Source organism: Streptomyces sp. NBC_00209, from assembly GCF_045206345.1.
In the GTDB taxonomy this organism is placed as follows: Bacteria; Actinomycetota; Actinomycetes; order Streptomycetales; family Streptomycetaceae; genus Streptomyces.
In genome coordinates this window covers 362,654-374,943 of record NZ_CP108121.1, presented here as the reverse complement: position 1 = coordinate 374,943, position 12,290 = coordinate 362,654, and the positions used below count along the sequence as shown (strand labels likewise).

General features: G+C 71.6%; 11 protein-coding genes. All 11 read left to right on the top strand.

Features of this window, described 5'->3' with window-relative positions:
- Nucleotides 1-278: 278 nt before the first annotated feature.
- The 11 genes from OG867_RS01730 (at nt 279) to OG867_RS01680 (ending at nt 12,287) form a co-directional block, all read left to right on the top strand.
- On the top strand, nt 279-2,102 hold the full coding sequence (locus tag OG867_RS01730) for a DUF5941 domain-containing protein (protein ID WP_406290699.1): 1,824 nt from the start codon (nt 279-281) through the stop codon (nt 2,100-2,102).
- Nucleotides 2,099-2,836 (top strand): sugar phosphate nucleotidyltransferase, encoded by a 738-nt coding sequence (locus tag OG867_RS01725; RefSeq protein WP_406281888.1) that lies wholly within the window; start codon nt 2,099-2,101, stop codon nt 2,834-2,836. Before OG867_RS01730 ends, OG867_RS01725 begins: the two co-directional genes overlap by 4 nt.
- Nucleotides 2,824-3,885: an iron-containing alcohol dehydrogenase family protein gene (locus OG867_RS01720; RefSeq protein ID WP_403986386.1), complete on the top strand. Its 1,062-nt coding sequence runs from the start codon at nt 2,824-2,826 to the stop codon at nt 3,883-3,885. The genes OG867_RS01725 and OG867_RS01720 overlap by 13 nt, the downstream gene beginning before the upstream one ends.
- Nucleotides 3,863-4,642: a CDP-alcohol phosphatidyltransferase family protein gene (locus OG867_RS01715; protein WP_026171139.1), complete on the top strand. Its 780-nt coding sequence runs from the start codon at nt 3,863-3,865 to the stop codon at nt 4,640-4,642. Before OG867_RS01720 ends, OG867_RS01715 begins: the two co-directional genes overlap by 23 nt.
- Before the next feature lie 8 nt (nt 4,643-4,650).
- A complete protein-coding gene (locus OG867_RS01710) occupies nt 4,651-5,523 on the top strand; it encodes a glycosyltransferase (RefSeq protein WP_328904530.1) in 873 nt (290 codons plus the stop codon).
- A 106-nt stretch (nt 5,524-5,629) separates the two neighbouring features.
- Nucleotides 5,630-6,559: an ABC transporter permease gene (locus tag OG867_RS01705; protein ID WP_328903678.1), complete on the top strand. Its 930-nt coding sequence runs from the start codon at nt 5,630-5,632 to the stop codon at nt 6,557-6,559.
- Nucleotides 6,552-7,337 (top strand): ABC transporter ATP-binding protein, encoded by a 786-nt coding sequence (locus OG867_RS01700; protein WP_018100148.1) that lies wholly within the window; start codon nt 6,552-6,554, stop codon nt 7,335-7,337. Before OG867_RS01705 ends, OG867_RS01700 begins: the two co-directional genes overlap by 8 nt.
- A gap of 441 nt (nt 7,338-7,778) precedes the next feature.
- Entirely contained in the window at nt 7,779-8,699 is a 921-nt protein-coding gene (hpnC, locus tag OG867_RS01695) for a squalene synthase HpnC (RefSeq protein WP_406281883.1), read from the top strand.
- Nucleotides 8,696-9,649 carry a presqualene diphosphate synthase HpnD gene (gene hpnD / locus OG867_RS01690; protein WP_406281880.1) on the top strand — a complete coding sequence of 318 codons (954 nt, stop codon included), beginning with the start codon at nt 8,696-8,698 and terminating at the stop codon, nt 9,647-9,649. The genes hpnC and hpnD overlap by 4 nt, the downstream gene beginning before the upstream one ends.
- Nucleotides 9,650-9,798: 149 nt before the next feature.
- Nucleotides 9,799-11,187 (top strand): hydroxysqualene dehydroxylase HpnE, encoded by a 1,389-nt coding sequence (hpnE, locus tag OG867_RS01685; protein ID WP_406281877.1) that lies wholly within the window; start codon nt 9,799-9,801, stop codon nt 11,185-11,187.
- The gene (locus tag OG867_RS01680) at nt 11,184-12,287 is read left to right on the top strand and encodes a polyprenyl synthetase family protein (protein ID WP_403986402.1); all 1,104 of its coding nucleotides are present in this window, start codon (nt 11,184-11,186) and stop codon (nt 12,285-12,287) included. Before hpnE ends, OG867_RS01680 begins: the two co-directional genes overlap by 4 nt.
- The last annotated feature ends 3 nt before the right edge of the window (nt 12,288-12,290 follow it).

Genomic DNA, 12,290 nt, shown 5'->3' with positions numbered 1-12,290 from the left:
GGCACTGAACACCGTTATCAACGTCTCTGACCTGCGGAAACGTGTGCAGGTCAGAGCCCTTTCACGGCGGAGGACCACCCGGCTTTGTCAGGTGGGGCGGCCATCGACAATGATGATCGCGGACGGAGCGCGTGGTCCGGCCCCACCCGGAACGGGGCGCGAACGGGCAGTGAACTCGCGCTTCCGTTCATCCGATAGCCTCTGCCGACATGCCGCCGGCCGCTTCTGGCCGCACTGTCGCGTGCCGATCCGTGTCAGCACCCAAGGAGTGAGTTCGTCTGTCGACCGCCATTCTCACAGGTGCTCCGCTGCCCGGATCGTCCCTGGAGGACGATCTTCGGTCGCTGGGCTTCGACGTCCGGGCAGCCGCCGACGTCACCGAAGCCGCCACCCTGCTGGCCGCCGTCCCGCCGGCCCACCGCGTCGCCCTCGTCGACCCCCGCTTCATCGGCCACCGCCACGCCCTGCGGCTTGCCCTGACCGACCCCCGCTTCCCCGCGGCGGCCGTGCCCGGCGCCCTCACCGCACAGGCCGAGGTGCGCCCCGCCCTGGTCGGCGCCCTGCGCGCCACCACCGACGCGGTCGGCGCCGGAGTGCCCGCGGGCGGCACCGCCACGGTCACCGACCGCACGGTGCCCGGCAGGCTCGCCGCGGCCATGGAGGCCGGGGGCACCGAGGTGCAGCGCCCCGAGCTGGGCTCGCTCGTCGCCGCCGTGCCCACCGACGAGACCGGCCGCGCCGCCGCCCGTGCGGACGTCGAGGCCGTGGACGACGAGGCGGTCCGGCTGCGCAGCGCGGTGAAGGCCCGCGACGGCTTCTTCACCACCCACTTCATCAGCCCGTACTCGCGCTACATCGCCCGCTGGTGCGCGCGCCGGGGGTTCACCCCGAACCAGGTCACCACCGCGTCCCTGCTCACCGCGCTGATAGCGGCCGGCTGCGCGGCCACCGGTACCCGGGGCGGCTACGTCGCGGCGGGCATCCTGCTCCTGTTCTCCTTCGTCCTGGACTGCACCGACGGGCAGCTCGCCCGCTACTCGCTCCAGTACTCCACGATGGGCGCCTGGCTGGACGCCACCTTCGACCGGGCCAAGGAGTACGCCTACTACGCGGGCCTCGCCCTCGGCGCCGCCCGCAACGGCGACGACGTCTGGGCGCTGGCGCTCGGCGCGATGGTCCTCCAGTCCTGCCGCCACATCATCGACTTCTCGTTCAACGAGGCCAACCACGACGCGGTGGCGAACAGCAGCCCCACGGCCGCCCTCTCCGACAAGCTCGACAGCGTCGGCTGGACGGTCTGGCTGCGCCGCATGATCGTGCTCCCGATCGGCGAGCGCTGGGCGATGATCGCCGTCCTCACCGCGGTCACCACCCCGCGCATCGTCTTCTACGCCCTGCTCATCGGCTGCGCCCTCGCCGCCTGCTACACCACCGCGGGCCGCCTCCTGCGCTCCCTGACCCGCAAGGCCCGGCGCACCGACCGCGCCGCCCAGGCCCTCGCCGACCTCGCGGACTCCGGCCCGGTCGCCCAGCTGATCGCCGCCCGGGGCCCGAGGATCGGCGGCGCCTGGACCGCCCCCGTGGTCGCCCTCGTCGGCACCGGCGCGCTGATCGCCGCCGCGCTCCAGCAGCCCTTCGGCAGCCGCCAGACGATCATCGCCGCCGTCTTCTACGCGGTCTGCTCCGGCATAGCCGTGGCCCGCCCTCTCAAGGGCGCACTCGACTGGCTCGTGCCCCCGGTCTTCCGGGCCGCCGAGTACTGCACGGTCCTGATCCTGGCCGCCCGCAGCGACATCGACGGGGCGCTCCCCGCGGCCTTCGGCCTGGTCTCGGCCGTCGCCTACCATCACTACGACACGGTGTACCGCATCCGAGGCGGCACCGGCGCCCCGCCCCAGTGGCTGGTGCGCACGATCGGCGGACACGAGGGCCGGACCCTGGTCGTGGCCGTGCTCGCCGCCGCACTCACCGGAGCCACCGGTTTCACCACGGCACTCACCGTGCTCGCCGTGGCTGTGACCGTGATCGTGCTGGTGGAGTCCATCCGCTTCTGGGTGTCCTCCGGGGCGCCCGCCGTTCACGACGAAGGAGAACCCGCATGATCGGCCTCGTACTGGCAGCCGGCGCAGGACGGCGCCTGCGCCCCTACACCGACACGCTGCCCAAGGCGCTCGTGCCGGTGGACGGCGACAAGACGATCCTCGACCTCACGCTGGCCAACTTCGCCGAGATCGGGCTCACCGAGGTCGCGATCGTCGTCGGCTACCGCAAGGAGGCCGTCTACGCCCGCAAGGAGGAGCTGGAGGCCACCTACGGCCTGAAGCTCACCCTCGTGGACAACGACAAGGCCGAGGAGTGGAACAACGCCTACTCACTGTGGTGCGCCCGTGAGCAGCTGAAGCGGGGCGTGCTCCTCGCCAACGGCGACACCGTCCACCCGGTCTCCGTCGAGAGGACCCTGCTGGCCGCGCGCGGCCAGGGCCAGAAGATCATCCTCGCCCTCGACACGGTGAAGAACCTCGCCGACGAGGAGATGAAGGTCGTCGTCGAGGACGGCAAGGGCGTGCGGCGGATCACCAAGCTGATGGACCCGGCCGAGGCCACCGGCGAGTACATCGGTCTCACCCTCATCGAGGCCGAGGCCGCCGAGGAGCTGGCCGACGCCCTGAAGGCCACCTTCGAGCGCGACCCGGACCTCTACTACGAGGACGGCTACCAGGAGCTCGTCAACCGCGGCTTCACCGTGGACGTCGCTCCCATCGGTGACGTGAGCTGGGTCGAGATCGACAACCACGACGACCTCGCGAAGGGCCGGGAGATCGCGTGCCGGTACTGACCCGACTCATCCCGTCCCCGGTCTTCGTGGACATCAGCCGGGGTGCCATGCACGACCTGGCCGGTCTCCTCGCCGACCAGCGGATCTCCGCCTCCGGCAAGCTCGCCATCGCGATCAGCGGCGGATCCGGGCTCGCCCTGCGCGAGAAGCTGGCCCCGGCCCTGCCGGGCGCCGACTGGTACTGCGTCGCCGGCGGCAACATCGACGCCGCGGTGCAGCTGGCCGACGACATCAAGGGCAAGCGCTACGACGCCGTGGTCGGCCTCGGCGGCGGCAAGATCATCGACGTGGCGAAGTACGCCGCGGCCCGGGTCGGCCTGCCGCTGGTCTCGGTCGCCACGAATCTCGCCCACGACGGCCTCTGCTCGCCCGTCGCCACCCTGGACAACGACAACGGCCGGGGCTCCTACGGCGTCCCCATGCCCATCGCCATGGTGATCGACCTGTCGGTGATCCGTACCGCCCCCGACCGCTTCGTGCGGTCCGGCATCGGCGACGCGATCTCCAACATCTCCGCCATCGCCGACTGGGAGCTCTCGCACCAGGTCAACGGCGAGCAGATCGACGGACTCGCCGCCGCCATGGCGCGTACCGCGGGCGAGGCCGTCCTGCGCCACCCCGGCACCGTCGCCGACGACGAGTTCCTCACCGTCCTCGCCGAGTCGCTGGTGCTCTCCGGCATCGCCATCTCGATCAGCGGCGACACCCGGCCCTCGTCCGGTGCCTGCCACGAGATCAGCCACGCGTTCGACCTGCTCTTCCCGAAGCGGGCCGCCAGCCACGGCGAGCAGGTCGGCCTCGGCGCCGCCTTCGCCATGCACCTGCGCGGGGCCGTGGACGAGTCCGGCCTCTTCGCCGACGTACTGCGCAGGCACGGCCTGCCGGTCACGCCCGAGGAGATCGGCTTCACCGCCGACGAATTCGTCCAGGCCGTCGAGTACGCGCCCCAGACCCGCCCGGGACGCTTCACGGTCCTGGAACACCTCAGCCTCTCCACCGACCAGATCAGGGACGCGTACGCCGACTATGCCAAGACCATCAGTAGCTGAACTCCGCCCGGTCGTTCACCCGCCGGGCGTCAAGGACCGGCGCAGCGGTGAGCACTGGGCGGGCCGGATATACATGCGCGAGGTCTCCCTGCGCATCGACCGGTACCTGGTGAACACCAAGGTCACGCCCAACCAGCTGACCTACCTGATGACGCTGGCCGGTGTGCTCGCCGCCCCCGCGCTGCTCGTCCCGGGCATCTGGGGCGCGGTGCTCGGCGTCGTCATGGTCCAGCTGTACCTGCTGCTCGACTGCGTGGACGGCGAGATCGCGCGCTGGAAGAAGCAGTTCTCGCTCGGCGGCGTCTACCTCGACCGGGTCGGCGCCTACCTCTGCGACGCGGCCGTCCTCGTCGGCTTCGGCCTGCGCGCCGCCGACCTGTGGGGCACCGGCCGCATCGACTGGCTGTGGGCCTTCCTCGGCACGCTCGCCGCGCTCGGCGCCATCCTGATCAAGGCCGAGACGGACCTGGTCGGCGTCGCCCGCCACCAGGGCGGACTGCCGCCGGTCAAGGAGTCCGCCTCCGAGCCGCGCTCCTCCGGCATGGCGTTCGCCCGCCGGGCCGCCGGCGCGCTCAAGTTCCACCGGCTCATCCTGTGCGTCGAGGCGTCCCTGGTCATCCTCGTCGCCGCGATCCTCGACGAGGTGCGGGACGACTTCTTCTTCAGCCGTCTCGCGGTCGCGGTCCTGGCGGGCATCGCCCTGCTCCAGACCCTGCTGCACCTCGTGTCGGTCCTGGCATCGAGCAGGCTGAAGTGAGCACACCCATGAAACTCGGCGCGGTCGTCATCACCATGGGCAACCGCCCGGCCGAGCTGCGCGCCCTGCTCGATTCGGTCGCCGCCCAGGAGGGCGACCGGATCGAGGTGGTCGTCGTCGGCAACGGCTCGCCCGTCCCCGACGTCCCCGCGGGCGTCCGCACCGTCGAGCTGCCCGAGAACCTCGGCATCCCCGGCGGCCGGAACGTCGGCATCGAGGCGTTCGGGCCCTCCGGCGCCGATGTGGACGCCCTGCTCTTCCTGGACGACGACGGGCTGCTGCCCCTCACCGACACCGCGGAGCTGTGCCGGAAGGCGTTCGCCGAGGACGCCCGGCTCGGCATCATCAGCTTCCGCATCGCGGACCCCGAGACCGGGGTCACCCAGCGCCGGCACGTGCCCCGGCTGCGCGCCGCCGACCCGATGCGCTCGTCCCGCGTGACGACGTTCCTGGGCGGCGCCAACGCGGTGCGCACCCGGGTGCTGGCCGAGGTCGGCCCGCTGCCGGGCGACTTCTTCTACGCGCACGAGGAGACGGACCTCGCCTGGCGGGCGCTGGACGCCGGCTGGCTGATCGACTACCGCGCGGACATGGTGCTGCACCACCCCACCACGGCCCCGTCCCGCCATGCCGTCTACCACCGCATGGTGGCCCGCAACCGGGTCTGGCTGGCCCGGCGCAACCTCCCCGCGCCCCTCGTCCCGGTGTACCTCGGGGTGTGGATGCTGCTGACCCTGCTGCGCAGGCCGTCCGGCGAGGCGCTGAAGGCGTGGTTCGGCGGATTCCGGGAGGGCTGGCGGACGCCCTGCGGACCGCGCCGCCCGATGAAGTGGCGTACGGTGTGGCGACTGACCAGGCTGGGCCGCCCTCCGGTCATCTGAGAGGCTCCCCTCTGGGAGCATGAGGCGTATTTTTCTTGTCGGGACCTGTCCGCCCTGAGCCGCGCCCGCGACTGGCTGCGCATTTCGAATACGAGAGTTTCTTCTGGTGAGTGACACAACCCATGGCGGCGCGGTTGCGGTGAGCAGCCCGCCATCAGCCGACGACGGCCTGAGCGCGGCCGAGCTGGCCGCGAAGTACGGCCTCGCGGTCAGCGGTGCCCGGCCCGGACTCCGCGAGTACGTGCGCCAGCTCCAGGGGCGACGCCATTTCATCCTGGCGTTCTCCCGGGCCAAGCTGACCGCCCAGTACAGCCAGGCGAAGCTGGGCCAGCTGTGGCAGGTGGCGACCCCGCTCCTGAACGCGGCGGTCTACTTCCTCATCTTCGGGCTGATCCTCGGCACGAAGAAGGGGATACCGCAGGAGGTCTTCATCCCGTTCCTGGTGACCGGGGTGTTCGTCTTCACCTTCACGCAGAGCTCCGTGATGGCCGGCGTACGCGCGATCTCCGGGAACCTCGGCCTGGTCAGGGCCCTGCACTTCCCCCGTGCCTCGCTGCCCATCTCCTTCTCGCTCCAGCAGCTCCAGCAGCTGCTGTACTCGATGATCGTGCTGATCGCGGTCACGGTCGGATTCGGCAGCTATCCCCGGCTGTCCTGGCTGCTGGTGATCCCCGCCCTGGTGATGCAGTTCTTCTTCAACACCGGACTGGCGCTCGCCATGGCCAGGATGGGCGCCAAGACCCCCGACCTGGCACAGCTGATGCCGTTCGTCATGCGCACCTGGATGTACGCCTCCGGGGTCATGTTCTCCATCCCGGTGATGCTCGCGAACAAGCCGGCCTGGATCACCGACGTGCTCCAGTACAACCCGGCGGCCATCTACATGGACCTGGTCAGGTTCGCCCTGATCGACGGATACGGCTCCGAGAACCTGCCGGACCACGTCTGGGCGGTCGCCCTCGCCTGGTCGATCGTGGTGGGCATCGTGGGCTTCGTGTACTTCTGGAAGGCAGAGGAACGGTACGGCCGTGGCTGACGACAACACCGCGGGGCGCGTCCCCACCGTGATCGCCGACGACGTGCACATCGTGTACCGGGTCAACGGCGGCGGCGGTGGCAAGGGCAGCGCCACCGCCGCACTGAGCCGGATCATGCGCCGCGAGAAGGGCCAGGAGCGCGGGGTGCGCAAGGTGCACGCCGTGCGCGGGGTCACCTTCACCGCCTACCGGGGCGAGGCGATCGGGCTCATCGGGACGAACGGCTCCGGCAAGTCGACGCTGCTCCGCGCCATCGCGGGCCTCCTGCCGACGGAGAGCGGCAGCGTCTACACGGACGGCCAGCCCTCGCTGCTCGGCGTCAACGCCGCGCTGATGAGCGATCTGACCGGCGAGCGCAACGTGGTGCTCGGCGGACTCGCGATGGGCATGAGCCGCGAGGAGATCCGCGAGCGCTACGAGGACATCGTGGAGTTCTCCGGCATCAACGACAAGGGCGACTTCATCACCCTGCCGATGCGCACCTACTCCTCCGGCATGGCCGCCCGCCTCCGCTTCTCCATCGCGGCCGCCAAGAACCACGACGTCCTCATGATCGACGAGGCGCTGGCGACCGGTGACCGCAAGTTCCAGATCCGCTCCGAGGCGCGGATCAGGGAGCTGCGCAAGGAGGCCGGCACGGTCTTCCTGGTCAGCCACAGCAACAAGTCGATCCGGGACACCTGCAACCGGGTCCTGTGGCTGGAGAAGGGCGAACTCCTGATGGACGGCCCGACCGAAGAGGTCCTGCGGGCCTACGAACGGGAGACCGGCAAGTAGGACGCCCCGCGTCGCACGGCACTCGGCCCCCACCGGAGACCCTTCCGGCGGGGGCCGTTCCGCGTCCGGAGTGTGGACCGGCGCCCGGACCTCCGCGCCTCGTCGTACGGCGGCCGTCACGATCTCCTACCGCCGGATGACGTGAACGGGCTCCGGCGGGGGGAAAGTTGACGCGGGCCCCGGGGCCGGTGCCGCAAGGCCCGTACCCCGGCGTTTGGATGAGCGTTGTACAACGTAAGCTGTACCGGTGCTGATTCGCCGCAAGTGGGGCGATACCGCCTGGGGGGCGGCCGGGAGTCGTCCTCGGCACTCGGATGGGCGGGCGGCGTGTCCGGAATGGGGTATTTTGGGTCGGCAGTGTAGAACGGGAGTTGTGACGGCTATGACGGAAGATCTCCCGCTCCGAGGTGCTCACGCCGTCCCCGCGCAGGGCGGTCCGCAGTGACCCGTACCCGGCAGGCGCGGCTTGATACCGCCGCATCCGGAACCCTCGACAAGGCAGCCCACGAGAACTTTCCGGTCGCCCCCTTCTTCCTGCCGCGCGCCTGGCGCGACGACCTCATGGCCGTCTACGGCTTCGCCCGGCTCGTGGACGACATCGGCGACGGCGACCTCGCCCCCGGTGGCGCCGACGCCGTGCACCTCGGGCTCGAACCGGCTCAGAGCGACGACCGGCTCGCGATGCTCGACGCGCTCGAGAGCGACCTGCACCGTGTCTTCGCGACCACCGGCGAGACCCCGCACCACCCGTTGATGCGGGCGCTCCGCCCCACCGCCCGGCGCCGCGCGCTCACCCCCGAGCCGTTCATCGGCCTCATCGAGGCCAACCGGCAGGACCAGAAGGTCCGCCGCTACGGCACGTACGAGGAACTGCTCGCCTACTGCGAGCTCTCCGCCAACCCCGTCGGCCGCCTCGTCCTCCAGCTCACCGGGACCGCGAGCCCCGAACGGCTGCGCCGCTCCGACGCCGTGTGCACCGCACTGCAGATCGTGGAGCACCTCCAGGACGTCGCCGAGGACCTCGGCCGCGACCGCATCTATCTTCCGGCCGAGGACATGGCCCGGTTCCACGTCGGCGAGACCGACCTCGCGGCGCCCACCGCGAACGCGTCGGTCCGCTCCCTGATCGCGTACGAAGCGGAACGCGCCCGGGATCTGCTGAATGAAGGCACCCCCCTGGTGGGTAGCGTCCACGGCAGGCTCAGGCTGCTTCTCGCCGGATTCGTGGGAGGAGGACGCGCCGCCCTCACCGCGATCGCGGCCGCCGGATTCGACGTACTGCCCGGACCGCCCGGACCCACCAAGCCCAGCCTGCTGCGCGAAGTGGGAGTTGTCTTGCGAAAAGCGCGTAGAGAGGGATGAGCCGGACCGTGGAGGGACAGACGACGTACATGTCGGCACCGGTACAGGCCGCTTACAGTTACTGCGAGGCCGTCACCGGACAGCAGGCGCGCAACTTCGCGTACGGCATCAGGCTGCTGCCGGCCGAGAAGCGGCAGGCGATGTCGGCCCTGTACGCCCTCTCCCGCCGGGTGGACGACATCGGCGACGGCGAACTGGAGCCGGAGACCAAGCGCGTCCGCCTGGAGAGCACCCGCACCCTGCTCGACCGCGTCCGCGCCGGCAAGGTCGCGGAGGACGACACCGACCCGGTCGCCGTCGCGCTCGCCGACGCCGCCCGCAGGTTCCCGCTCCCGCTCGACGGACTCGACGAGCTCATCGACGGCGTCCTGATGGACGTGGACGGTGCCGTCTACGAGACCTGGGACGATCTCAAGGTCTACTGCCGGTGCGTCGCGGGAGCCATCGGGCGCCTGAGCCTCGGCGTGTTCGGTACGGAGCCCGGCGCCCCCGGCGCCGAGCGCGCCCCCGAGTACGCCGACACCCTCGGCCTCGCCCTCCAGCTGACGAACATCCTGCGCGACGTCCGCGAGGACGCCGGCAACGGCCGCACCTACCTGCCCGCCGACGACCTCGCCAAGTTCGGCTGCTCCGCGGGCTTCCAGCGGGCCACCCCGCCGCCCGGCTCCGACTTCGCGGGCCTCGTCCACTTCGAGGTCCGGCGCGCCCGCGCCCTGTTCGCCGAGGGCTACCGGCTGCTGCCGATGCTCGACCGGCGCAGCGGTGCCTGCGTGGCGGCCATGGCCGGCATCTACCGCAGGCTCCTCGACCGCATCGAGCGCGACCCCGAGGCGGTGCTGCGCGGCCGGGTCTCGCTCCCGGGCCACGAGAAGGCGTACGTCGCGGTGCGCGGCCTGTCCGGTCTCGACGCCCGGCACATCTCACGGCGCACGGCCCGAGGGCGTGTCTGAATGCGCCTCAGGTACATCTCGCGCACCATGTGCATCAAGGACGAACGCGGCGGACGGCGGGCAACCCCCGCCCGGGCCGCCGCGTCCCTGTCTGGGCAGGACCGATCCGAGCAGGACCGATGGGCAAGCAGCCGGCGAGAGGGGGAGGCATGAACGACGACGCGACGCGTCCGTCCCGCGCGGTCGTGATCGGCGGCGGGCTCGCCGGTGTCACGGCGGCGCTGCGGCTTGCCGATGCCGGGCTTGACGTGACCCTGCTCGAAGGACGGCCCCGGCTCGGCGGACTCGCCTTCTCGTTCCGCCGGGGAGAGCTGACGGTCGACAACGGCCAGCACGTCTACCTGCGCTGCTGCACCGCCTACCGCTGGTTCCTCGACCGGGTCGACGGCACCCGCCTGGCACCCCTGCAAAACCGTTTGGACGTGCCCGTTCTGGACGTCGGGCGGCCCACGGGCCCCCGGCTCGGACGGCTGCGCCGCAACGCGCTCCCGGTCCCGCTGCACCTCGCCGCCGGCCTCGCCGGATACCCGCACCTCTCGCTCGTCGAACGCGCCGGCGTCGCCCGCGCCGCGCTCGCCCTCGGCCGGCTCGACCCGGACGACCCCGCCCTCGACGCCGAGGACTTCGGCAGCTGGCTCGCCCGGCACGGCCAGTCGCCGCGCACCATCGAGGCGCTGTGGGACCTCGTCGGCGTCGCCACCCTCAACGCCACCGCCCCCCACGCCTCCCTCGGGCTCGCCGCGAAGGTCTTCAAGACCGGGCTGCTCTCCGAACCGGGCGCCGCCGACATCGGCTGGGCCGCCGTACCGCTCGGGGACATCCACGACACGATGAGCCGCAAGGCCCTCGACTCCGCCGGCGTCCGCACCGAACTGCGCACCAAGGCCCACGGTCTGGCCCGCACCGAGGCCGGGCACTGGGTGGTGGACACCGGCGCCGAACGGATCGAGGCGGACACCGTCGTCCTGGCCGTGCCGCAGCGCGAGACCTACGACCTGCTGCCCGAGGGCGCGCTCGACGCACCGGACAAGCTCCTGGAGATCGGTACGTCCCCGATCCTCAACGTGCACGTCGTCTACGACCGCAAGGTGCTCAAGCGGCCCTTCTTCGCCGCGCTCGGCTCCCCGGTCCAGTGGGTCTTCGACCGCACCGAGGCGTCCGGCCTCACCGGACCCGGGCAGTACCTCGCGGTGTCCCAGTCCGCGGCCGACGAGGAGATCGACCTGCCCGTCGCCGAACTGCGCGCCCGCTACCTGCCCGAGCTGGAACGGCTGCTGCCCGCCGCCCGAGGCGCCGGCATCCGGGACTTCTTCGTCACCCGCGAGCGCACCGCGACCTTCGCGCCCGCACCCGGCGTCGGCCGGCTGCGTCCCGGGACGCTCACCCGCGCCCCCGGACTCTTCCTGGCAGGTGCCTGGACCGCCACCGGCTGGCCCGCCACGATGGAGGGTGCGGTCCGCAGTGGCGCGGGTGCCGCGGACGCCGCGCTCCTGGCGCTCGGCCGCCCCCATGAACATCCGCTGCAGGAGGCGGCATGAGCAGTACCACCGGAACAAGAGGAGAGTCAGTGACCCCGGCGAATCCGGCTTCCGACACCGTGGCGGACACCACGGACGTCACCGCGCTTCTGGAGCGCGGACGGGCCCTTTCCACGCCGGTGCTCCGGGCCGCCGTCGACCGGCTCGCACCGCCCATGGACACCGTGGCCGCCTACCACTTCGGCTGGATCGACGCCCAGGGCAGGCCCGCCGACGGCGACGGCGGCAAGGCCGTCCGCCCGGCCCTGGCCCTGCTGTCGGCCGAGGCGGCCGGCGCTTCGGCCGAGGCCGGTATCCCCGGCGCCGTAGCCGTCGAGCTCGTGCACAACTTCTCGCTGTTGCACGACGACCTGATGGACGGCGACGAGCAGCGCCGCCACCGCGACACCGTGTGGAAGGTGCACGGCCCCGCCCAGGCCATCCTGGTCGGCGACGCCCTGTTCGCCCTGGCCTACGACATACTGCTGGAGCTCGGCACGGCCGAAGCGGGCCGGGCGGCGCGGCGGCTGACCACGGCGACCCGCAAGCTCATCGACGGGCAGGCCCAGGACATCTCCTACGAGCACCGCGAGCGCGTCACCGTCGAGGAGTGCCTGGAGATGGAGGGCAACAAGACCGGCGCCCTCCTCGCCTGCGCCTGCTCCATCGGCGCGGTGCTCGGCGGCGCCGACGACCGCACGGCCGACGTCCTGGAGGCGTACGGCCACCACCTCGGGCTCGCCTTCCAGGCGGTCGACGATCTGCTCGGCATCTGGGGCGACCCCGAGTCCACCGGCAAGCAGACCTGGAGCGATCTGCGCCAGCGCAAGAAGTCCCTGCCGGTCGTCGCCGCGCTCGCCGCGGGCGGACCGGCCTCCGAGCGCCTGGGCGAGCTGCTCGCCGCCGACGCCAAGAGCAGCGACTTCGACAGCTTCTCCGAGGAGGAGTTCGCCGCCCGTGCGGCGCTCATCGAGGAGGCGGGCGGCCGCGAGTGGACCGCCCAGGAGGCGCGTCGTCAGCATGCGGTCGCCATAGAGGTGCTGCACGGTGTCGACATGCCGGAACCCGTGCGGGCGCAGCTCACCGCGCTCGCGGACTTCGTCGTCGTACGAAAGAGATGATCA

Bases quoted from the DNA above. Each gene is read 5' to 3' on its own strand.
- OG867_RS01715 (WP_026171139.1), top strand. From the start codon at position 3,863: ATGCCAAGACCATCAGTAGCTGAACTCCGCCCGGTCGTTCACCCGCCG.
- OG867_RS01710 (WP_328904530.1), top strand. From the start codon at position 4,651: ATGAAACTCGGCGCGGTCGTCATCACCATGGGCAACCGCCCGGCCGAG.
- OG867_RS01725 (WP_406281888.1), top strand. From the start codon at position 2,099: ATGATCGGCCTCGTACTGGCAGCCGGCGCAGGACGGCGCCTGCGCCCC.
- OG867_RS01680 (WP_403986402.1), top strand. From the start codon at position 11,184: ATGAGCAGTACCACCGGAACAAGAGGAGAGTCAGTGACCCCGGCGAAT.
- hpnE (WP_406281877.1), top strand. From the start codon at position 9,799: ATGAACGACGACGCGACGCGTCCGTCCCGCGCGGTCGTGATCGGCGGC.
- hpnD (WP_406281880.1), top strand. From the start codon at position 8,696: ATGAGCCGGACCGTGGAGGGACAGACGACGTACATGTCGGCACCGGTA.